We start from the raw sequence: 22,359 nt of genomic DNA, 5'->3' as shown, positions 1-22,359 counted from the left end.
GGGGTCAAACAATTTAAAATAATATATTTTAATATAATATATAAATTTTAAAATGTTTTATCTGTTCCATTACCTGGATCAGAGATCTCTTAGCTCAGCGACGACCGCGTCCCCCATCTGAGATGTTGAGGCGTTTCCGCCCAGGTCCCTTGTGCAGATCCCCTTGTCGAAAGCGTTCCTGACGGCGGTCTCGACCTTGGAGCCGAGGTCCCTATGCCCCAGGTTGTCGAGCATCAGTTTTGCCGCAAGGATCGTCGCCACTGGATTTATTGTGTTCATGCCCTTGTACTTAGGGGCAGAGCCGTGGACAGGTTCGTACATGCTTATGCCCTTCGGATTGATGTTCCCGCCAGGTGCGAGCCCAAGTCCTCCCGTGACCTCTGCCAACAGGTCCGTCAGAATGTCCCCGAACATGTTCGGAGTGGCGATGACTCGGAACTTGTCAGGGTTCTTGACAAGGGCCATTGACATGGCATCGACATACATGTAACCGACATTCATCCCTGCCTGTCTGCACTTCTCGTTCCATACATCCCTCCAGAGATGGTATATGTTGCTCAGCACGTTCGCCTTGTCGACGACCGTTATTTCCTTGGTGCCTATGAGCTTCGCCTGGGATATTACATAATCAGCGAACCTTTCGATGTTCTTCCTGGACATCACACCGATCTCGATCGCGAAGTCGTCAACTACCGTTGATGTCCCTTTGACGTCCAAGTGCAGGTCATAGAGCTGCCTTTTCAGGTCCATCTCCAAGCTACCTTTGCCCCCGTTGAACCTTCCACCGATCCCGATGTAGAAATCCTCGGTGTTCTCTCTGAAGACGTCTATCTTGAAGTCGACGTCCCGCTTCAATCGACCGAATGGTCGCCAGAGCTGCGCTGGTCTGTGGTTGATGTACTGGTCGAAGGCGAACCTTGCTGCCAATAGGATGCCTTTTTCAAGAACGCCCGGTGCAACGCGGTCGTCCCCGATGGCCCCCAGGAATATTGCATCGAACTTCCTGAGCTCATCAATGTCCTCCTGGGTGAGGAGCTTGCCGGTCCTAAGGTACCTCTCTGAGTTGATGTCCATCTCGGTGAACGAGAACCTCACGCTGTAGTTCTCCTCCAGCGCATGAAGCACCTTCATGGCCTCGTTAACGACCTCTGGTCCTATCCCGTCGCCCGGCAATACAGCTACTTTGTGCATCTCTTCTCCTCCTTGATCTTGGCCAATAGGCCTCCCTTTTCCATCAGGTCCTTGACGAACGAAGGGAACGGTACGAATTTCCATTCTCTTTTGGTGGTCTCATTCGTGATCCTGCCGTTCTGCAGGTCTATGTATATGATGTCCCCTTCCTCTGCCTCAATCCTACATTCTATCGGCAGCAGACCGACATTGATCGAGTTCCTGTAAAATATCCTGGCAAAGCTCTCCGCGACCACGCAGGTGATACCTGCCTGGAGCAACGCCCTCGGTGCGTGCTCCCTGCTCGACCCGCAACCGAAATTTCTTCCTGCAATGATGATGTCTCCCTTGCTGACGTGCTGGGCCATGTCCGGCCTTACCTTTTCAAAGATGAAGGTCCCTAGCCTGTGATTGTTGTCACTGGTCAATCTCTCAGCTGGAATTATCTGGTCGGTATCGACGTGGTCGCCGAACCTCCATGCCTTTCCCCTCAGGTCGTTCATATTTCAATCCTCCTTCGGGGCGGTGATCTTTCCCGCTATGGCGCTCGCTGCGACGACGGCCGGGGATGCGAGGTAGACCTCTGATCCCTTATGCCCCATCCTGCCTATGAAGTTCCGATTGGTCGTGCTCACACATCTTTCACCATTTGCCAGCACTCCCATGTGCCCCCCGAGGCACGCGGCGCAGGTAGGCCCCGAGACAAATGCGCCAGCCTTGATGAACTCCGCGATCAGACCTTCCGATAATGCCTGAGAATAGACCTTCGTGCTGGCGGGCACCACGATCATCCTCACATTGGGATGCACCTTTTTACCTCGGATTATGTCCGCCGCTATCCTGAGGTCCTCGATCCTGCCATTGGTGCAAGAGCCTAGGAAGGCCTGGTCTATCTCGACATCGACCTCGCTGACCGGTCTTCCGTTCGAAGGAAGGTGAGGCATTGACACCATGCTCTCCAGCTTTCCAAGGTCGTATTCGAGCGTCCTGCAGTAACTTGCGCCCTCGTCGGCGGTCACGGCCGACCAGCTTCCCGCATTCACCGTCTTCATGTGGGCCACCGTGGCCGCATCGCATGGGAATATACCTGCCTTTCCTCCCGCTTCGATGGCCATGTTCGCGATCGTCAGCCTTTCTGAGACGCTGAGGCCCGATATACCGGTACCAGCGAACTCCAATGCCTTATAGTTGGCCCCGTCGACACCTATATCCGTGATGATCTTAAGGATCAGGTCCTTCCCAGAGACGTATCTTTTCAATCTGCCCTTCAAAAGGACCCTGATAGACTCTGGAACCTTGAACCAGAGCCTTCCTGTCGCGAACACCGCCGCGGCCTCGCTCGATCCGACCCCCGTGCTGAAGGCGTTCACCCCGCCATAGGTGCAGGTATGGCTGTCAGCCCCGACGATAAGACGTCCTGGGGCCGCAAACCCTTCGTCGACCATTACCTGATGGCACACCCCTCCCCTTCCGACCTCAAAATAATTCTCGATCTTCCACTTCCTCGCAAAATCCCTCATCTCCTTGGCCTGTTGGGCGGATGCGATGTCCTTGTTGGGGACATAGTGATCAGGGACCAGTACTATCTTTTCCCTGACCGGTTCACATCCTATGGCCTCGAACTCCTCGAACGCCAACGGTCCCGTGACGTCGTTCACCATGACATAATCGACGTTCGCATCGACTATGTCTCCAGCGTGGGCATCTATGCCGGACTTCACGCTCAAGATCTTTTCTGAGATCGTTTTCGGGTCCTTTGCTCTCATTGACCAACCTCTTCAAGCGTTCTTCCTTGTATAAAGTCTGTCGACCGCCTCCACCGTCGCGTCGACGCTCGTCAGCACGATGTCCGAACCGATGCTCTTTCCCACAGACATTATGTCAGTTCCGTTCATCTTCAGCTTGACAGAGACCTCGCACAATGCGTCACTTCCCCCAGTTATGGCGTTGAGCCTATACTCGACGAGCGATATCTTGTCGCTGACGGCCGCCCTGATGGCATTCAAAGCAGCATCCACTGGCCCGATACCGATGTTCGAGCTCCTATGGACCTCTCCGTCGATCTCGATTGCCACGGTCGACGTTGGGGTTATGTTCAGACCGGTGAAGACGGTGAACTCCTTCAGACGTATCTTCTTTTGCTCGCGTATGCCTTTGCCGAAGACATGCGAAGCCAGGGCCACGAGCTCGGCGTCATCGACCTCCTTGCCGCTCGCCGCCAATTTTTTTACCTTGTCCACGACCTCGGCCACCTGCTCATCCGTAAGACTGACGCCATACTGGCCGAGCTTCTCTTTGACCGAGTGCGCACCGGTATGCTTTCCCACAACGATATTGCGCGTCATGCCCACCAGCTCAGGACAGAATGCCTCATATGTGGCGGGATTCTTTAGTACACCGTGGACATGGATGCCAGACTCGTGGGCAAAGGCATTGTTACCTACGATAGGTTTGTTATCGGGGATGGGGACCCCTGTCAGCCTAGAGACAAGTTTTGATGTGTAACCTATCCTCTCGGTCCTGATGTTGGTGGAGGATCCAAAGAAGGCCGTGATCCCCATCACCGTCTCCTCAAGGGCTGCGTTCCCGCACCTCTCACCAAGACCGTTCATGCAGACATGGACCTGTCTCGCACCGCACCTGACAGCTGCCAATGAGTTTGCGACCGCCAGCCCGAAGTCGTTATGACAATGGACGCTCAAAGGGACGGTTGTGACCTCCATCAGCTCGGAGACAAGATATTCCATGGCCGGAGGGGACATCGTCCCTACTGTATCTGGGAGGTTGATCTTATCGACCTTGGCCTCTTGAACAGCGATATGCATCTCCTTGAGAAAATCTAGGTCGGTCCTCGTCGCATCCTCGCAGCTGAACTCGACCGTCATCCCGTGTGCCTTAGCATACTCGATCGCTCCGACCGCCCTCGCCTTTACCTGCTCTCTTGTCATGTTCAGCTTATGCTTCAGGTGCAGATCGGATGTGGCGATGAACGTATGGACGTAGTCAAGGCCGCATTCAAGTGCCGCATCGATGTCTGATTTGCTCGATCTGGCCAGACCACATATCTTTGCCTCCAGGCCTGCTTCCTTTATCTTCCTTATCGATTCCCTCTCACCGGCGGAGGAAATGGGAAACCCTGCCTCGATCACATCCACTCCAAGCTCCGACAGTGCGGTGGCGATCCTCACTTTGTCGTCGACCGAAAGGGCGATGCCTGGGGTCTGCTCTCCGTCCCTGAGGGTCGTATCAAATATCATGATCCTTTCAGAGGTCGTCGGCCTGAGCACCAAGCGGTTGTACTTGCTGGTAAATATCTTGTCCTGTACACACGCCTTTTCCAGGGCCTTCGAGCCCGCTCTATCTGAATTTTCCAGGCCGTTCATGGAACCACCCAAATTCACCGAGTTCTAGCAATGAGCATTATCAGTGAAGCAAAAGCAATAGGCAAATCATCTTGTTGTGCCTCATTTGCTGCCCTCGGTGTCAGATGCGAAAATGATGATGACCATATATAACGGTTGCTGAACAAACTGCCCATGTCGATCTGTCCTGACCAGCATCATGTCAGAGATCTCATATGATCATGAGCAACTCTTATCTCTGCAGGGCCAGAAAGGTACGGTCAACGGCATCTCTCATCGCCCCATATGATCTTATGGAGCTGGGGAAGGACCCTGGCATTGATCTTTTTCTTAAGAATGAATTCGGCCACCTCTTCTAGATCGATGCCACCCACGGGTGTGAAGATCACGTTGCATTCTACAGGATGCTCTTTCAGCAACCGGGATGCATAGACCATGTCACCACGGTCAGCGACCACGAACTTCAGTTGATCTACAGGCGACAGAAGCTCGAGGTTCGAGAGGTCCATCTTCTCCTCCATACCGGATGAGGGGCATTTGATATCCATGCTGACGATCATGTTCATCGAGCAGGGAAGTTCCTCCAGGGAGTACGAGCCGTTCGTCTCCAACGTGATGTGGTAACCAAGGTCCAGCAATCTCTCGATGAGCTTGATGGTCGACCTCTGCATCAAAGGCTCTCCCCCGGTGATGCATACGAACTTCGTATCGAGCTCCTTGACCTTCTCGATGACCTCCTCTATGGTCATCTCATTTCCCTCTTTACGGGCATATCTGGTATCGCACCAGGTGCAATCGAGATTGCAACCTGTGAGACGTACGAAGGTGGTGGGGGTCCCGATCATAACGCCTTCGCCCTGAAGCGACCGGAATATCTCGCAGATCTTCAATCGATCACCTCATAGTCTATATCGTCCTCATATCCAGCTTCCCTGAACCCTTTCAATCGGAGAACGCATGAGTCGCATCGCCCACATGCCTTTCGCCCGCCGCTGTAGCAGGACCAGGTGAGGTGCATAGGTGCCCCCAATCTTTTTCCTAGACGGACTATCTCGGCCTTTGTCAGCTTTAGCAAGGGGGCCTCTATCTTGACCGCCCGACCTTCCACACCGGCCTTCGTGCCTACCCGTAGCACCTCCTCAAAAGCGCGGAAGAACTCTGGCCTGCAGTCAGGATAACCGGAGTAATCTATAGCGTTGGCCCCTATGAAAACGACGGACGCTGACTCGCTCTCACAGAGACCGGCAGCGACAGATAGAAAGATGATGTTCCTGGCCGGCACATAGGTGACGGGTATGTCCTTGCCGATCTCATCCTCTCTCTCCTGCGGTACTGCGACCTCTTCTGAGGTCAGAGCGCTCGTCCGATAAGAGCTCAGGTCGATGTCGATGACGATGTGTTTTCTCAGGCCATAATGTCTGACCACGGCCTTTGCACTATCCAGCTCCCTGGCATGCCTCTGACCGTAATTGAAGCTCAACGGGATCACCTCATATCCTCTAGAGATGGCATATGCAAGGGAGACGGTCGAGTCCAATCCTCCTGACAAAAGTGCGACGGCCCTCATTTGATCACCTCGGAGCAAGGTCCATTCCGGCCCATGCGCTCTGACCGAGCTCCTCATGGATGCCAAGCTCGACCCTTATGATATTGGGCGGAAGTTTGACCATTTGAATAAACCTTCCAAGAAGGCAGCTAGCGAGCTCCTCTGCGCTGGACTCCTTGGTATCGAGCAGGACCACATCATCTACCGGAAAGATGTATTTCTTACATCCGGACAACACAACGACCTCATCGCTGACCGACACGGTTATCTTGTTCGAGTTGGATGGTATCAGCACGCGATGGTCAAGTTCATCCGCGATGTCCCTAAGGGCCTTCTTCACTGCAACAAAATCCATGATCATCCCGCCCTCCGTGGTTTCTCCGTATAGCTTGAGGCTGATTATGTAGCTATGACCATGCAATCTACCACATTTATCGTGACCAGCAATGAAATGGCATGCTGAGAATTTGATGTTCGCATGCTCACCGTCTACCTCTAATCTCAACATATCTCTCTGATCCCGCAATATGTGCACATGTGACTTAATGTTAGCGAGAAGACGCTCACGGATCATCATTTTATTAATGAATGATTTTTCCCTACCAAAGCTGATGCCAATGCGATCGAGTCGACATAGCTGGGTTTCGCCCTTGAAGTGTCTATGAAGACCTTCTTCAGGTTTAGAACGGGCGCCCCCATGGACCTCCCACCATCAACCAGATGCAAACATCTGAAAATGAGGTTACCAGAGATCCCATCAGGGGCGATGATGAGGTTCTTACTTTGCACAGCGTTCTCGATGAGGATTTGTACATCTTCCGCATCGTACCCTTTGGCCTTTAATGCCGCAACTATTTCTTCTGCCTCTTCGATCGTCTTATCTACCTGGGCGCTCCTTCCAAGGTCCGAGTTCCTGCCGCCAGACATTATACCTATCTTCGGCTCTATGCCGAGCTTGCTCAGCAAAGGCATCGCGAGCTCGACCATCTCGATCTTTTCAATTGAGTTCGTACCCTCATCGATCCCCACTGGCGCTAAAAAGAAAATATTTCCACCACGAGGCTGGACCATTGCGATCCTAAGTATCCTGTCAAGACCAAAGACGTCTTTGATGGAGCGCATCGATATGTTGGAGTCGAGGTCCCCTCTCACCGCAGCGTCGATACGACCTTCTTTGAGCGCCATGACGAGCTCCAGACTGTCATAGTAGACTTCGGTCTTACCATATCCCACTGCATCCGCTAGCTTGACGCTCGTCAGGACCTTTTCAGATTCAGGGAGGGACCCTATCCCGATCCTTCTCTCCTTGGATTTTGCCATCTTGAAAATGTGCTCAGGCGTCAACATATCATAATACCTCCATCGATGTGACCAGCATCAGATACTCAGATAATTATGAATGCCTGAACAATATAAATAAGATGGGTGAGGGCAGGTCCGACCGTCGGTCCGATATACCAGCGACCTCAGGAAAAGACATCAGCCCATTATCATGTCCAAATGATAGTCGGCCCATTCTCTGTCACCTAGAACTATCTCGAGCTCGATCGGGGTGAGCATGGGTTTTGGATACCTCAACTGGTCATCGATCGCCAGACGTGGGCATGCAGTTGAAACGAACGCCCCGCATTGAAATGGAAGCAATCTTTCTGGGCTGATCTCTTCCAAGATGATGACCGTTGCCTTCTTCCCTTTGCGCTCGATCCTTTCAAGAAGGTCCATCGCCAGAGGGAATCTGTCCTGGCCGGTCTTGGATGAAACGATTATCCCGAAGTCCTCTACATCGGCAGACCTTGCGATGGCCGCATGTCTCTGCCTCATGATCCTCTCTTTCAGCTCGCCTATCTCTCGTACCTCGTTCATCACCGGGTCCATGACAATGACCTCTTTAGAGGTCTCGATAGCTACCGAAAGAGGATGGAAATTGCCGCTCCCTATGAAGAGATAAGAATCGACCTCAGCGTCCACGGATGTTGCTGCGGATATGTTGCACCCGAGCAATTGACCTGGATGTTTGATTCTTTGGTCGCCTCTTCCGACGACGCATTTCACCCCTTTCGACCTTAGGAATGTCAGCGCCTTATCAATAAACTCTGTATGCTGCACGGTGGTGACGACCCCCACCGTTCCACGGAGCAAGGGCAATGCCTTTTCCAATAAGGCCTCTGGGTCGAAATCGATCTGCACTTCGATGTGGACCACATCGGCATCGTTCTGCATGGATGGTATCTCAGCATGCCCGATATGGACCAGTGCTTCGGCGTATCTTCTGAAATCCCTGTTGATATCACATGCTCCATAACAAGGGTCACCGAGGATGAGACATCTCGCACCAGTGCGCGACCCTATCTGGTCCGCTAGGTTGAGGGCATACGTCTTCAGTCCTTCTGGAAGTTGGAGCGCGACCGTCCTTGCATTCCTGCGTTCTATGAATGAAACGATGGAATCGATGTGGAAATCGTACAATGGCGCCGACCTCTAAAGATGTGAGACGACGCCAGGTTAATAAAGTTTAATGGACCAGCTCTGCACCTTTCTCTATCTCGGTAAAGCATGGAGTGGGCAATTTCAAAGAAGCGCTCCAGAGGGCCTCCTTTGCCGCTGGCACATACTGGACCGGGACACGTACAGTGATCACGGTCTGTCCAGGCTCGACCCTGGCGGCCGTACCGACGGCCTTTCCGAACGCCGCCCTCATTCCGCTCGATACACGGTCGGCTCCGGCCCCCGTGGCGAGCTTGTTCTCGCGTAGAACATGGTGAGGATAGACCCTGATCTTCATGTGGTAGTTCGCACCGCCTGCCTTGTTCGTGAGTATCCGGTTGCAGGCGATACGGGCTGCCTCCAGTGCAGTATGCCTTATCTGACACGGCTCCTTTACTTTGAGCGAGAGGGTGACGGCGAAGTCTCCATTCGGGACTCCAAGATCAAAAGTGCTGATACGAGAGGCGGGCACTCCACCCATGTACTCCCTGCGGCAGTATGCCTGTCCCCTGATTTGACGGTACATCCTTCCTGGCTTCCTTGCCATAATCGATCACCAAACATTACATCTAAGCTGATGGGGTGGCTACATTAATATTTTCCTATATAAGTCTGATGGATTGGACCAAGTTCTCAATCCACATCATCTGAGCGATCCTATAATGTGACCTGGTCTATATAAAAGGGCCGTGGTCTTTTAAAATGATATTACCGAACTGATAGGTAGGATCTTGATGATAATGATATAGATGGATAAGGAAATAGTACACATCATTGGATCCAGATATCGTGTTCTTCAGAACATTACCAATATCAGATCGTGAAGATGTTGTAGGGATCGATCTGATGCGTGGTCTGAGGACAACTGCACGATAGGGCTTTGCCTTCGGTAGGTGGAGTGTACCGATAGATCGTTAAATAACATCGAGGTCGCTTCCTTATGTTCCTTTCGACAATAGCAAAATGCTATTACAATTACAGATCTCCCTGACCGGCCTATCTTCCTCATGAAGAAACCTATTTGTCTTACTTTATGTTAGAGTTGTTCGGTCAGCACCGTGAGTAAGAAAAGGATTAGTGAATTAGACATCAAGACTATTGCCTCCCAAAGGATATCTATCTTGAAGTCACTGGCTTGGACCGAGGCCTACGATGGTGCCCTTGAAAGGTCTCGGAGGTATAACGATCTAGCACGTCGCATAGCTATGAGATGCCAGATCAGTATGCCATATAATCTGGATGTGTGTAAGGAATGTCATGTATCATTGGTGCCGGGAAGGACATGTCGGGTAAGGATTGGTCCCCAGAGAGTGATAGTACAATGTACTCAGTGCGGTTCTTACAGGCGGATCCCTTACCTAAAGGAAAAGAGGAGGAAATCGCGATGCCAAGGACAAAAAAGGACATAATGCGAGATACGAACGATCTCAGGCCAACGGTCCATGTGGGCAAGGATGGTATAACAGAGGGCCTGGTGAGCGAGATAAAGTTGCAATTGAAGTCTAATAAAGTGGTCAAGGTCAGATTGCTTCCTTCGGCTGGGGAGGATAAGAGATCGATCGCCGAACAGCTCGCTTCAGAGGCCGGAGCGCTCTTGGTAGACGCCAGGGGTTCTGTTGTCACGTTGTGCGAGAGAAAGTATTTTGCCGGTCATTGACATCCGTGACCGCTGAGACGGATACAATGTTGGACATCAATGTCATCAGGAGGGACCCCGGGAAGATAAGGAACATGCTCCTCAACCGTAACTATGGTGTGGAAATATTGGACCAGTTCCTTTCTTTGGATTCCGAATGGAGGCAGCTCATAGAAGAGGGCAATCAGCTTAGGAAAAGAAGGAACGAAGCATCTGTCGAGGTCCCTAAATTGAAAGGAGAGGATAAGCAGAGGGTACTTGCTGAAATGAAGACCGTGGCGGCCAGGATATCTGATATCGAAAAAAGGGTATCTGAGATAGAGACCATCAGGGATGAGCTTTTGTTACAGTTCCCGAACATACCGCATGAGACCGTACCGGTTGGTTCCTGCTATGACAACAATGTCTGTACCGTGCAAGCATATAACTTGAGAAAATTCGACTTCAGACCGAAGGACCATATCGAATTGGGGGAGTCCCTGGACATCATCGATTTCACGAGAGGGGCCAAGATCGCTGGGAGCGGGTTCTATATCTTGAAAGGCGATGGGGCCAGGCTTGAAAGGGCTATGATAAACTATATGCTAGACCTTCATAGAGTACAAGGTTACAAGGAGGTTTTCCCCCCAGTAGTGATCAACAGGAATGCCGTCATCGGCACTGGGCAGTACCCCAAGATGAAGGACGATATGTATTGGTGTGAAAGGGACGACCTCTGGTTGAATCCTACTGCTGAGGTGCCGGTCACCAATATGTTCCAAGATGAGATCCTGGATAAGAAGCATCTGCCCATATATCTTACAGCATATCTACCGTCATTCAGAAGAGAAGCTGGTCGTCACGCAGAGATGAAAGGGATAATCCGCGTTCATGAGTTCAATAAGGTCGAGCTCGTGAAATTTGTTCATCCAGACACGTCGTGGGAAGAGCTGGAAAGGCTGAGGAACGACGCCGAGGATGTCTTCAAAGGTTTAGAGCTCCCATACAGGGTGCTCTTGTTATGCACGGGGGATATGGGTTTCGCTTCGGCAAAAACCTATGACATCGAGGCTTTTGCCCCAGGAACGGATAAATGGCTCGAATGTTCTTCATGTAGTTGCTTTACCGATTTCCAAGCAAGGAGGGCCCGTATCAAGTTCAGGCCAGAGGCGCACCTTAAGTCTGAGTTCGTGCATACTCTCAACGGGTCGGGGGTCGCTCTCCCCAGAACAATGGTCTCCGTGATGGAGAACTATCAGACCAAGGATGGTAAGATCGTCGTTCCAAAGGTCCTTCGTCCGTACATGCAGGGACAAGAGCTTATCGAGTGAGCCGGCCATTCCTCTCAAGGAGAGATTCGATCGCACCTTCGGTCAATCGAAAATACGTCCATTCAGAAAGAGGTTCAGCTCCCATCGATCTATAGAACCTTATGGCCCTTTCATTCCAGTTCAGAGCGCTCCACTCCACCCTTCCACAGCCCATATCTTTTGCCCTTTGGACGCAGAAGAGGAAAAGTTCCTTCCCAAACCCTTTTCCCCTTTGTTCCTCGAGGATGAATATATCTTCAAGATATAAGGTCGGTTTGGCCAAAAATGACGAGTATGTGAAGAAATAGATGAGATATGCGATCGGCCTTCCGCCCAGCCTGCCGATATACGCCTCATAAAATGGTGTATTAGAAAGAGCGTGCTCTCGGAGCCTCGCCTTGCCAGCATTATCCGGGGGATCAAGATGTTCGAACCTGGCAAGTTCGACGATCAGATTGAAAAAGTCATCAAAATTATCATTGTTGACCTTCTCTAGCATCAATTTATCAGGGCCCAGCATCTTCTCACGTATTAAAATTATGAAAAAGGGTTTTAAAGAATTTACACATCTTTACTTCTTCCCTTTTTTCGACGAGGGTTTGGTGGTTGGTTTGGTGGCAGGTTTTGGCGGGGCTGTTTTCTTTTTCGGAGCCTCCTCTTCCTCCACCTCTATCTCATCACATTCCTCTTCCTCAACGTCAACGTAATCCAAGAAGTCGAACATGTCCTCCTCGAGCGCTTTTAAGACCTCGACTCCTTCCTTAACCTTGCCGTCCTCTATGAGATCGATTGCCTGAGAAAGGGCATCCAGCATATCCTCTAATTCATAATCGAGCTCGTCGAACAGTTCGCCTAGGGTCACCATTAAAACTCACCGATTCTGAATATGGTACAAGTATTATAAGCAATTGGCCTGAACGCGCCTTTGAGAACGATTATATCCTTCTGGTTGCGATTGTAACCACGTGAAGCCACATAGATTCGAGCATAGCAACAAAGATGACCTTGTGAGCGAGGATAGAAAAAGGTCCCAACCTCCAGAGGACATCATAGACAGATCGATGATTGACGGAGGTATCGTGGCAGACCTTGGCTGTGGTAACGGATTTCTTACAATACCTTTGTCACATGTCGTTGAGAAGGTCATCGCATTGGATGCCCAGAAAGAAATGCTCGAAAATCTGCTCAAGAGATCTGCTGACCGTGCCTTTAATATCAGACCGGTGTTGGCAGAGCTTCCGGCGATACCATTGAGAGATGAGAGTGCAGACCACATTTTCATTGTCAACATGTTGCATGAGATAGACGAAAAGGTATCGATGGTCAAAGAGGTCCATCGGGTCCTTAGAAATGGTGGGGGGGCCACGGTGGTCGACTTTCAGAAGAAGTTCACAAAAAAAGGCCCACCATTAAATGAGAGAATCGAAGAGAGTGATGTCCCATCTATCTTTATGGGTTTTCAATTGGTGAGACATTACTCTTTTGATGAGTTTTATCAGTATGTATTTAGAAAGGGACCTTAATAAAGGTCTTCAAATCCCGCCTGATGGAATGCCTCCTGTATACAGATTAAAAGATCTGACCTTACCTTGTCAGCGATGGAGATGTCATCTGTATGTACCTTGACCTTATACACCATCTTGTCTCCGTCAATGTCCGTCACCATTATCAAAGGGGGGATGTCCTTGGAAAGCCCTCCTACCTTCTCAAGAGCCTTTTCAATAAGGCCTTCCACCTCTGAGTGTGGAGTGGAAAAGGACATGGCTATGGATACACATATGTCCTTCCCTCCGGATCTGGATACGTTGAATATCTCTGAATCTATCATCTTTGTGTTCGGTACATTGACAAATGTACCGTCCAATAATTTCAGCTCAGTGAACATCAGATTTTTTTGTACAACATCTCCTTCCAGCGTGCCATCGATGACTATCCTCTCATTCAGATCATAGATGCTGGGTCCCATTAAAGCCATTCCACAAGAGATGTTGCGTAGAGCATGATATGAGATGAATGAGGCGACCAACAACAATACTATGAACAATCCGATCAACAGGAAGCCAATGTCCTGAAGGTTGAACATTGCGAAGATACTGTACATAACGGTCATCAATGCGATGGCCCACAGAACGTACTTGGCCGACCTTTTGAAAAGATCGATGACTTGAGGGTTGAATTTTTTAGTCTTGAACTTATAATCCTCGAGGATCTCATCGATCAATTTGGTCGCAAAGTGTATCGCTATGAAAATCGCTATGACAGAGACCAGCACATTACCATGATCGCTCAAAAAGGTGCCAATTTCCTTAAAAAGGTCCATGTCGGGATAAAGTGCTGATACGATGATGACAAGTGATATCATCGCCGCTCCAACATAGATCAAATATCCGATTATGAGAAGGATGACCTGTGCGGTCCCTCTCACAGAAGCGCCCTCGGGGTCTGTTTGTCTTCCTCTCGATAGGGCAGCACGTCGAAGTATCTGGACCAATAAGACCGCCACCATGAAGACCATAATGATGATGGCAATATCCACGAAGTACTGAAGAGAGGGTTCCCAAACATTTTCACGGAAATCCTCCCACACAAGCGAGATGGAATAAATGATGAGAAAGACCGAGAATATCAAAATCAATGTTTTTATCATTTTTTCAAGATAATTTACAAGCTCACGGTCCATGAACCTGCCCTCGGCCGAACGGATCTTCTCGATGTTCCTGGATATGTACGACCATGCATACAGATTGGCCACGAGCAGGAAAACGACGAACAATAGGGGCCAACCTACTTCGCCCATCCATTGTTCATCCCCGATATCTAAAAAGATCATCGATGGCAGGCCGACCATGCTTGGGAAATCACTTCCAGGGATAATAAATTTCGGTAACCCAGCTTCATTCAGGAGCAACGAGGCTGCCTTTTATAAGCCAAAGATCCAAGGCCTCACTTACCTGCATTCCCAACAGGGGAACGTTGTCAGACAGAACGCCTGATACAAGTATTCCGAAGATCATTTTAGGAGCACCTATCTCCTCTCCAAGGAACACCCCGGTGGCTGCTAGGTTGACCTTTACCACGGTGGTCGCCTTACAAGCGAGAGCTTGTTTGCTCCCCTGCAATTTTAAAGATTTCATCTTCACTCCTGCAGAAAGCCCGAACCAAATATTCTCCGCAAGCAAGTCCTCTGAGGCGAAAGTGCTCAATGACCTCATGGAGGATGATGGTTCTGTTGTCATGTCCCTCATCGTCCTACACACGATAGACCAGGCCTCTTCCAATATTGAGCTGTCAACGCATACCGAGTAACGTGTCGTAAATCCGACCGACCCGGTCTCATCCACTAATGATAGCTCGAGGAACAGACCTACCTCGATAATGGCGCCTGAAAGATCCTCAATGATGGTGGTCAAAGCATTCCTCATTGAGATCTCCATTGCCTTCCCCAAGGAAAATAATGAACCTCCAGATGCCTCTAGTATGTCCAAAGATTCCCTGACTATGCCTTCAAGGGTGAGCATGGCATCACCAGGATCGAGCCATCTACTGACAGACTCAGAATTGGGAGATCCTTTCGTACCCTCTCTGAAGACCCAATTTTCAGACCCGTCATGATCTCGCTGCCAAGTTCTTCCATCATTTTTTGTGTCTGGAACGAACGGAGCAGTGTCCACACGCTTTCCAGAAGCGTCCCGGAGAACGAGACTATCCCCATCAGGAAGGAGGCCAGTACCACCATTGTCTAGTGCCTGGGCCTGGAACTCATATACCATCCTTGAATATGGAAGAAGCAATACATCACCGAGTTCGTCCACGATTTTTTTACCGTGCATGGTCTCTATCGTCCACCCACTGAGGCTGACCACCTGTTTTGAAGGGTTGAATATCTCGACCCATTCTTTCCCTCCGTCCTTTCCCTTTGGGTTTAATTCAAACTCGTTTATCACAGGACCTGATTGAGATGCGGTCGCCAATTTGATCGAGATTCCTGCATTGACCTGTCCCTTCGCCCCTGGTATCGGGAGGGGGATGTTTGAAAGCATCTCACCGATTCCTGGTATATCTGCAAGGCTGAACCCTATTTGCTTGCATCTAACGATCTCTGGCATGCAAAGATCGACATAAAGCCCTTGTACCCATCCTCTGACCTCTAAGATGTGAGGAAAAGATGCAAGGAACGGATCTATGACCATAGATAACCGGACATTCTCTGATATAATAGAAGCATTCAATAAGAAGTTATAATTCCCAGAGGGGTCCTTGAATAATCGGCTTGATGCGCTGATCTTTGAATCGCCAGCGAAATACCCAAATGTCACCTTCACAATCGTTCTTGATCCTGCGAGGCAATTATCTTTGGGATTCAGCTCCACAGAAAGAGTGACCCCGAGTACCATGATTTCAATCGGGTCTAGTCTTCTTCCATACGTCAAAGATTCAATGATCGAGCATATGCCCTCTGAGATCATGTTTCTTAGGCTGCTCTGTAGTGTCTCGAGTGTGTACTTGACCGCATCTGATGCGACCTGCAACGAACTGGAGATCAGCTCAAGTGACCTTGACCTCATTGATTGTACCAGTTGATAAACATCATAGATGGCTCCCCCTATTGTCCGTAGTCTGTCCTTGAATGCTTTATAGATCTGATCGAAGAGGTCGAGCATGTCACCAGTAAGCGTATTTGTTGGTTGATAATCGACCTCCGGTAGGGGCCACCCGGAGGAAACGATGATGTCGCTGTTCGCCCCAAAAAAAGTGAACCCTTCATAACTTTGAGCTATGAACGAGGTCCCTTGGACCAAAGATAACCGCATCTTGAAAAGGCCCTCTACGCTAAAGCTCCAGCAGTTGATGAAGGGGGACATGCTTCCTTCTTTCAGGTCCGTGATGTGACTGTTCGGATTGATCCTACCGTCCATGTTCTCTTTTGGGTCTTTGACGTCGATGAAAAGGCCATTGTCCAGGTCGGTCTCGATCCTCAAATTGATCGTTAAGTACTTTCCTTCAAGGTTTGATGCGCTCATCGAATACTCTGGTGGGAGGTTGATGATAATTTTTCCACCCTTCAGGTCATTCGATGCTACCATGTCCTCGATCATCTCGATCACGTTATCTTCTACCCATTTCTCCATTCCCAGCTTGTCCACCGATCCGCCCTCTAACAAGACTTGGACTACATTCCCCCAAAATGAGGGGGCCTCGGGCGATGGTCTAATAAGTCCTACCTCTAAGACCGAGATCCTTTCATCCACATCCTTCTCAAAGAACGCCTCTATCTGTGGGATGATATTCTGTATTTTACTTTGCTCGATATACCCACGAATGGTCCCTACATTATAATCATGAGGTGCGTTGGCAAAAGATGCTTCTCGTGATAGAACATCGTTATAGATTGCCTCAGACAGAGAGTCTATCGCTTCTTGCAACGTCCTCTCGCGTTGGAAGAATACTCCCTTGTTATCCTTGATCGAACTGATCATCGATAGCCCCATGGGGTCGCGGTCGTCCTTTATCACGAGTTTTTCGGCGGAGTTTGAGAAATAACCATCCGACGAATCTAAGGTCGTTATGACCGCTTGTTCTACCTCCTCGAAGAATCCTTTTTCATCGTACGGATCGAGCTGTAATCTTATTGAAGATATCGACGAGGTAGAGGCAATGATGGTTGAGATCTCCTTGACCAGTGCCGTGATGCTGTCTATGAGCTCGTTAGTTGAAAGAATATAATTCCTCATCAACTCCTTCCACTCGTCCGATGCAAGGATGTCCCTCACACCTAAATCGACGCCGACACCATCTGGCAGTGTTACCAATTGATAGCAATATGATGAGTTGAGCAGGGCGATTGTTGAAGAATTCAATCGTACATACCAGTCGTCCTCCTCGGTCCAAAGATATCTATAAGCTGTTTCTTCAATCCCGGCATATTCGAACTTGTGTTTGACCCAGTTCTTCACATTCTGAGCCTCCATGTCCTTTCCGAGGACAAATGAGACCACATCTTTCAGAAAGAACTCTCCTGATTCTATCGTCCGGTCGATCGTCCCGATTATGTCGACCACATCGAGATATTCTAAAATTCTAAGGGCCAAGAGGTCCGTGGAGGCAAAAAAGGATTGGGCGATCAGGATCCTTGCATCTATCTCGTTGTTGCCATAGAGCCGAAGGAATATATCAGCAGGGTCGACAGGGCCTTCGCCGGTGATGAGATCGGGCAGCACGCTTTTGTCGAAGCTGGACCCTGGAGCCTTCTTGAAAGACCCAAGGAGTCCATGGTCATACTGACTGAACGTCGACCGTTGCAAGAGGATGGTGGCAAGTACTATAGCATTCCATATGTCCTCTTCGGACAATAACTGATCAATGATCATTGATCCAAGGGAAGAGAACGACCATTGATAGGTCCTGAGCTGTACTAGAGCTGTGATCTCGTATCTCACGATCTGCCATAACATCGAGTCGCTGTTGGAGATCAAAATCTCAAAGCATTTCCATGCCTCTCTGAGCATGGGAAGAGGACAATAGATCGGGGCATCGACCGTGATGTTCCGTACTGATATTACAGATGAGGACAGTATGCAGATCTCTGCTTTTCCGACAACTCTGAAAAATGCCAGCATGTTCGACCCGACATCTCCATTACCAATGCCGACCTTTGCCCCTGGCATTTCCGTGATCATTATGTTCTCTGACCTGAGAGTGACCTCATAATTACCATCGATAAGAGGGAAAGTACGTCCAAGTTGTTCATCAATCGTCCTTTGGAAATTGGCCTGGAGTTTTGTATCATCATTGGCCGATATGTTCAACGCATTCATAGCAGAAGAGAAGGCAAGAGAATTGACCAGTTCCTGGATCTCATTTATCTCAACCTCGACACTTTCTGAGATCGAATCGCCTCTATTAGATGGTCCATTGGTATGAGATGATATAGTTGCGACTGCCACGGACGAAATAAGAAGTAATATGATGGCCACCATAGAGAAGGCCATCTGTCCGTCCCTGCGCTCTTTCAGTCCCCTCTTACGTTCTATATTGCAAGATGTTGATGGTTTCCTCTTGGTCATCCGACCAAGTACCGTCTGAGTTATTAATATCCGTGAACGCTACATTCAAACTTCAGGACCATTTTTTGGTAAGGAATTGAGAATAAAGGTCTCCAGATGCTTTGCAATGAAAGGATTGTCTGAAAAACCACAGAGGTCTAGGCCTGGTGATGCGATGATGGCCATGCTGACGTCGATGATTATGTCCGTTGCCAGTAGGTCGTTCTTTCGATAAACCCTTGTGGCCTCTGGCAATTTGACCATGGGCTCTGATATGATTATGATCTCAACGCCCCTTTTTATCGCTTCAGAAAATCTTTTCCCATGCTCGATCCTGATCTCTTTCATCATTGGGGAGGAGATAACGATCCTCTTCATCGCTGTATCAATCATCTCCCCTATTTTGGTCATAACCCTGGCCTTGCCTGCAATAGTATATACCAGTTCTGGTGTCCCCTTCTCCGATAATAGACCTTTAATTGAGTTGAGCTTGTTAAATGTCTCGTTCAGCTCCGATAGATATTTCCTTCTCATCTCCTCGATGTCGACAGCGTGATATATCGTGGGCCTTCCTTTGGTGGAGAAGACCAGACCTTTTTTTTCTAAGGCCTGCAATGCCTTATATGCGGATGTTCTGGGGACCATGGAAAGTTCCGCGAGCTCATCGGCCGAGCCGTGTGTCTTTGCGACCGTTGCGACTAACAATCTTGCTTCATATTCTGTCATACCGATGTTCCTAAGGACCGATGCAATCTTACGATACTCACGTTCTATCTCACCAAGGTCCAGATTCAATACCTCAAGGATGTTCATGATAACATTTGTAGCTGAAAGAACTACAATAGTATTAAATTCTCCATCGAAACTACGCGCATCAAAGTGATATTCATGATTGCAAAGGACAGTGCGCTCCCAAAAGGTCTTCCAAAGAAGACCGATTCTCTATGCCCGGAATGTAAAAAAATAATTCCGGCGACCATCTTCGAACAAGATGGGAAGGTCATGATCAAAAAAAATTGCCCTGAACATGGTGAGACCCTAGATGTCTATTGGTCCGATGTCGAGCTATATCTGAAGGCTGAAAAGTTTGCATATGATGGAGTAGGGGTCGAGAACCCGAAGATACCTAATGCTAAGGTCTGCCCGAACGAGTGTGGTCTATGTCAGATACACTTGAGCCATACCTCTTTGGCAAACATCGATCTCACCAACAGATGTAACCTGAAATGCCCGATCTGCTTCGCTAATGCCAACCAGGCTGGATACGTGTATGAGCCGTCCTTCGATGAGGTGGTCAAGATGTTGGAGACGCTGAGGGCAGAAAGACCCGTCCCATGCCCCGCCGTCCAGTTCTCTGGCGGAGAGCCAACAATATACCCCCAGTTCCTGGATGTTCTGAAAAAGGCCAAAGAGATAGGCATCTCCCAGATCCAGGTCGCCACCAATGGGATAAGGTTCGCAGAGGAGAAGGAGTTTCTTAAACAGGCGACGGAGTCGGGTCTGAACACCATATATCTTCAGTTCGACGGACTGAATGATGATATCTATCTAATGTCACGTGGAAAGAAGCTATTGGCTGTAAAACAAAAGGTCATCGAGAACGTCAGAAGTCTGAGCCCAAGGCCTTCAATAGTCCTTGTTCCGACCATTGTCAGGGGGATAAACAGCCAGTATATCGGGGATATATTCCGGTTCGCCTTGGACAATCGTGATGTTGTGAGGGGGATCAATTTCCAACCTGTGGCCTTTACTGGTAGGATAAATCAAGAAGAGAGGGCAGCTCAAAGGTTCACCCTTCCGGACCTCGTCTCTGAGCTTGAGATGCAGACCAAGGGTCAGATAAAGAGATCTGACTGGTATCCTGTGCCATCCGTTGTCCCTGTCTCTACCTTGGCATCTGCCCTTCTGGGAGAGAGCAAGGTGACCTTCACAGCGCATCCGCATTGTGGTCTTGCGACATATCTGTTCGTAAGCGAGAAAGGTGAGATTGTCCCTCTAACGCATTTCGTTGATGCTGAGGGATTGTTCAGGGACCTCTATGACATCTCTGTTAAGGCAGAGAAGGCAAAGGTCAAGTTCCCATCGAAATTGAAGGCATACAATGCACTGAAGAAGCACATTGATGAGGACAAGATGCCTGATGGTCTTGACCTAAAGATGTTCCTTCAGCTTTTGCAATCTGTGCTCGGCGATTCCTCGAAAAAATCCTTAGCAAAGTTCTCTTGGAACATGATGTTCATCGGTGGGATGCACTTCCAAGACTCCTATAACTACGACATCGAGAGGGTCAAAAGATGCTGCATCCACTATGCAGTTCCAGACGGTAGGATCATTCCGTTCTGTGCTTATAATGGAGGACCTACCTACAGGACCGAGGTCGAGAAAAAGTATTCAGTGCCCATAAACGAATGGAGAAAGAAACACGGGGAGCAGTACACTTGAGAGGGGCCAAATATGATAGTTTCAGTCGAAAAGTGCATGCATTGCGGGGCGTGCGTGGGTACTTGCCCACAGAATGCCATCTATCTGACGGATGTGATGCTTGTCTTCAATGAAAAGTGTAATAGATGTGGTCGGTGTGTGAAGGCCTGTCCTGTCGGAGCGTTGACCCTGGAGGCTAGGAAATGAGGACGCTCGAATACGACATAGTGGTCGTTGGTGCCGGTCCAGCCGGGAGCATGACGGCCAGGAACGCCGCGAAGGGCGGCGCGAGAGTACTGCTCATCGAGAAGAGGCAGGAGATCGGGGCATCGCTTCGTTGCGCAGAAGGGGTCTCTAACGCGGGTCTGGAAAAGGTGGGAATAAAGCCAGACAAAAGATGGGTATCCACTGATGTGTCTGGAGCAAAGATCGTATCACCAGGTGGGAAGGTCCTAAAAATCGATGAGAAGAACGCAGGAAATGAGGTCGGAATGGTCCTTGAACGCCATCTTTTTGATAAGGCGGTCGCTGCAGACGCTGCCCGGGCCGGGGCTGAGATAATGTTGAAGACGTCGGCGGTCGACGTCATCAAGGAGGATGGCATCGTGAAAGGAGTAAAGGCCATATCCTATGGTGAACCCATCACGATCAAAGCCGGTTGTGTTGTCGCCGCAGACGGTTATGAGTCCCAGGTGGCAAGATGGGCAGGGATCGATACGGCGCTGAAGACCTCGGACATCACGACATGTTTCCAATACCGTCTCACGAACATAAAGCATGAGAGGGAGTTCTGTGAGTTCGTCATAGGTTCTGCGGCCCCTGGAGGGTATATTTGGGTGTTCCCGAAAGGAGATGACACTGCGAACGTCGGTATAGGGGTCCTTCTCTCCAAATTGAAGAAGCCTGGAGAGGTCAAGATGTATCTTGATAAATGGATAAAATCAGACCCAAGGTTCAGTTGTGGTCAGCCCCTTGAGGCCATTGCAGGGGCCGTTTCTGTTTCACCCCCATTGGAGAAGACCATCGCGGACGGGCTGGTGATAGTTGGTGATGCTGCCCGTGTGATCGACCCTATTACTGGTGGGGGGATCATCAATGGTCTTCTTACAGGCAAGCATGCCGGTAATGTACTTGCCAAATGTTATCAGTCGAAGGACTACTCGGAGGAGAGCCTTCAGGAGTATGAGGATCTTTGGAGAGAGGACCTCGAAGACAAGCTTTACAGAAATTGGATGGCCAAAGAAAAGTTCTTGACGCTTTCCGACAAGACGCTGGACAGCGTGATGGAGACAATAGCCGAGGTAGGCGTTGAGAAGGTGACCGTCTACAACCTGCTGGTTGCCATAAAGGACAGGCATCCCGAGCTTGTAAAGGAGTTCGAGGACCTGCTATAACGGACCGGTAAACC

The 22,359-nt window shown here is 49.6% G+C and carries 22 protein-coding genes; 7 read left to right on the top strand and 15 right to left on the bottom strand.

Features of this window, described 5'->3' with window-relative positions; genetic code table 11:
- Positions 1-78 precede the first annotated feature (78 nt).
- From HPY73_08410 to HPY73_08365, 10 genes are all read right to left on the bottom strand, one after another.
- Positions 79-1,191 carry an isocitrate/isopropylmalate dehydrogenase family protein gene (locus HPY73_08410; GenBank protein ID QLH75451.1) on the bottom strand — a complete coding sequence of 371 codons (1,113 nt, stop codon included), beginning with the start codon at positions 1,189-1,191 and terminating at the stop codon, positions 79-81.
- Complete coding sequence (locus HPY73_08405; GenBank protein QLH75450.1) at positions 1,179-1,673, bottom strand: 3-isopropylmalate dehydratase; 495 nt, start codon at positions 1,671-1,673, stop codon at positions 1,179-1,181. Before HPY73_08405 ends, HPY73_08410 begins: the two co-directional genes overlap by 13 nt.
- Positions 1,674-1,676: 3 nt before the next feature.
- Complete coding sequence (locus HPY73_08400; protein ID QLH75449.1) at positions 1,677-2,936, bottom strand: 3-isopropylmalate dehydratase large subunit; 1,260 nt, start codon at positions 2,934-2,936, stop codon at positions 1,677-1,679.
- A 12-nt stretch (positions 2,937-2,948) separates the two neighbouring features.
- Complete coding sequence (locus HPY73_08395; GenBank protein ID QLH75448.1) at positions 2,949-4,553, bottom strand: 2-isopropylmalate synthase; 1,605 nt, start codon at positions 4,551-4,553, stop codon at positions 2,949-2,951.
- A gap of 239 nt (positions 4,554-4,792) precedes the next feature.
- Entirely contained in the window at positions 4,793-5,422 is a 630-nt protein-coding gene (locus HPY73_08390) for a radical SAM protein (protein ID QLH75447.1), read from the bottom strand.
- Complete coding sequence (gene queC / locus HPY73_08385) at positions 5,419-6,099, bottom strand: 7-cyano-7-deazaguanine synthase QueC (GenBank protein ID QLH75446.1); 681 nt, start codon at positions 6,097-6,099, stop codon at positions 5,419-5,421. Before queC ends, HPY73_08390 begins: the two co-directional genes overlap by 4 nt.
- Positions 6,100-6,103: 4 nt before the next feature.
- Entirely contained in the window at positions 6,104-6,586 is a 483-nt protein-coding gene (locus HPY73_08380; GenBank protein QLH75445.1) for a 6-pyruvoyl tetrahydropterin synthase family protein, read from the bottom strand.
- 65 nt (positions 6,587-6,651) lie between these two features.
- Positions 6,652-7,425 (bottom strand): methanogenesis marker protein Mmp4/MtxX, encoded by a 774-nt coding sequence (mtxX, locus tag HPY73_08375; protein ID QLH75444.1) that lies wholly within the window; start codon positions 7,423-7,425, stop codon positions 6,652-6,654.
- A 132-nt stretch (positions 7,426-7,557) separates the two neighbouring features.
- On the bottom strand, positions 7,558-8,544 hold the full coding sequence (gene dph2, locus HPY73_08370) for a diphthamide biosynthesis enzyme Dph2 (GenBank protein QLH75443.1): 987 nt from the start codon (positions 8,542-8,544) through the stop codon (positions 7,558-7,560).
- 46 nt (positions 8,545-8,590) lie between these two features.
- A complete protein-coding gene (locus HPY73_08365; GenBank protein QLH75442.1) occupies positions 8,591-9,109 on the bottom strand; it encodes a 50S ribosomal protein L16 in 519 nt (172 codons plus the stop codon).
- Positions 9,110-9,683: 574 nt separating this feature from the next.
- On the opposite strand from HPY73_08365, the gene HPY73_08360 reads away from it, so the two are divergent.
- Genes HPY73_08360 through serS form a run of 3 tightly spaced genes read left to right on the top strand, consistent with a single transcriptional unit; the run spans position 9,684 to position 11,508 of the window.
- Complete coding sequence (locus HPY73_08360) at positions 9,684-9,971, top strand: ribonuclease P protein component 4 (protein QLH75441.1); 288 nt, start codon at positions 9,684-9,686, stop codon at positions 9,969-9,971.
- Complete coding sequence (locus HPY73_08355; GenBank protein ID QLH75440.1) at positions 9,947-10,219, top strand: YhbY family RNA-binding protein; 273 nt, start codon at positions 9,947-9,949, stop codon at positions 10,217-10,219. The genes HPY73_08360 and HPY73_08355 overlap by 25 nt, the downstream gene beginning before the upstream one ends.
- Before the next feature lie 26 nt (positions 10,220-10,245).
- Entirely contained in the window at positions 10,246-11,508 is a 1,263-nt protein-coding gene (gene serS / locus HPY73_08350; GenBank protein QLH75439.1) for a serine--tRNA ligase, read from the top strand.
- On the opposite strand, the gene HPY73_08345 is transcribed toward serS, so the two are convergent.
- Positions 11,498-11,986, bottom strand: a complete 489-nt coding sequence (locus tag HPY73_08345; GenBank protein QLH75438.1) for a GNAT family N-acetyltransferase — start codon at positions 11,984-11,986, stop codon at positions 11,498-11,500. The two genes, serS and HPY73_08345, sit on opposite strands and share 11 nt — an antisense overlap.
- A gap of 72 nt (positions 11,987-12,058) precedes the next feature.
- On the bottom strand, positions 12,059-12,352 hold the full coding sequence (locus HPY73_08340) for a hypothetical protein (protein ID QLH75437.1): 294 nt from the start codon (positions 12,350-12,352) through the stop codon (positions 12,059-12,061).
- A 100-nt stretch (positions 12,353-12,452) separates the two neighbouring features.
- On the opposite strand from HPY73_08340, the gene HPY73_08335 reads away from it, so the two are divergent.
- On the top strand, positions 12,453-13,010 hold the full coding sequence (locus HPY73_08335) for a class I SAM-dependent methyltransferase (GenBank protein ID QLH75436.1): 558 nt from the start codon (positions 12,453-12,455) through the stop codon (positions 13,008-13,010).
- On the opposite strand, the gene HPY73_08330 is transcribed toward HPY73_08335, so the two are convergent.
- Genes HPY73_08330 through HPY73_08320 form a run of 3 tightly spaced genes read right to left on the bottom strand, consistent with a single transcriptional unit; the run spans position 13,007 to position 19,343 of the window.
- Positions 13,007-14,335, bottom strand: a complete 1,329-nt coding sequence (locus HPY73_08330; protein QLH75435.1) for a mechanosensitive ion channel family protein — start codon at positions 14,333-14,335, stop codon at positions 13,007-13,009. The genes HPY73_08335 and HPY73_08330 overlap by 4 nt on opposite strands.
- A 46-nt stretch (positions 14,336-14,381) precedes the next feature.
- The gene (locus tag HPY73_08325; protein ID QLH75434.1) at positions 14,382-18,551 is read right to left on the bottom strand and encodes a lamin tail domain-containing protein; all 4,170 of its coding nucleotides are present in this window, start codon (positions 18,549-18,551) and stop codon (positions 14,382-14,384) included.
- A 45-nt stretch (positions 18,552-18,596) separates the two neighbouring features.
- The gene (locus HPY73_08320; protein QLH75433.1) at positions 18,597-19,343 is read right to left on the bottom strand and encodes a TrmB family transcriptional regulator; all 747 of its coding nucleotides are present in this window, start codon (positions 19,341-19,343) and stop codon (positions 18,597-18,599) included.
- A 75-nt stretch (positions 19,344-19,418) separates the two neighbouring features.
- Here HPY73_08320 and HPY73_08315 point away from each other — a divergent pair, with 75 nt between their 5' ends.
- From HPY73_08315 to HPY73_08305, 3 genes are read left to right on the top strand one after another with little or no spacing between them, the layout of a single operon-like run.
- Positions 19,419-20,972, top strand: a complete 1,554-nt coding sequence (locus HPY73_08315) for a radical SAM protein (GenBank protein QLH75432.1) — start codon at positions 19,419-19,421, stop codon at positions 20,970-20,972.
- 12 nt (positions 20,973-20,984) lie between these two features.
- On the top strand, positions 20,985-21,158 hold the full coding sequence (locus HPY73_08310) for a 4Fe-4S binding protein (protein QLH75431.1): 174 nt from the start codon (positions 20,985-20,987) through the stop codon (positions 21,156-21,158).
- A complete protein-coding gene (locus tag HPY73_08305; protein ID QLH75430.1) occupies positions 21,155-22,345 on the top strand; it encodes an NAD(P)/FAD-dependent oxidoreductase in 1,191 nt (396 codons plus the stop codon). The genes HPY73_08310 and HPY73_08305 overlap by 4 nt, the downstream gene beginning before the upstream one ends.
- Positions 22,346-22,359 lie beyond the last annotated feature (14 nt).

It is taken from the genome of Methanomassiliicoccales archaeon (assembly GCA_013415865.1).
Lineage (GTDB): Archaea > Thermoplasmatota > Thermoplasmata > Methanomassiliicoccales > UBA472 > MVRC01.
Note: the sequence above shows the minus strand (reverse complement) of the source record. Positions and strands in the feature narration are given on the sequence as shown.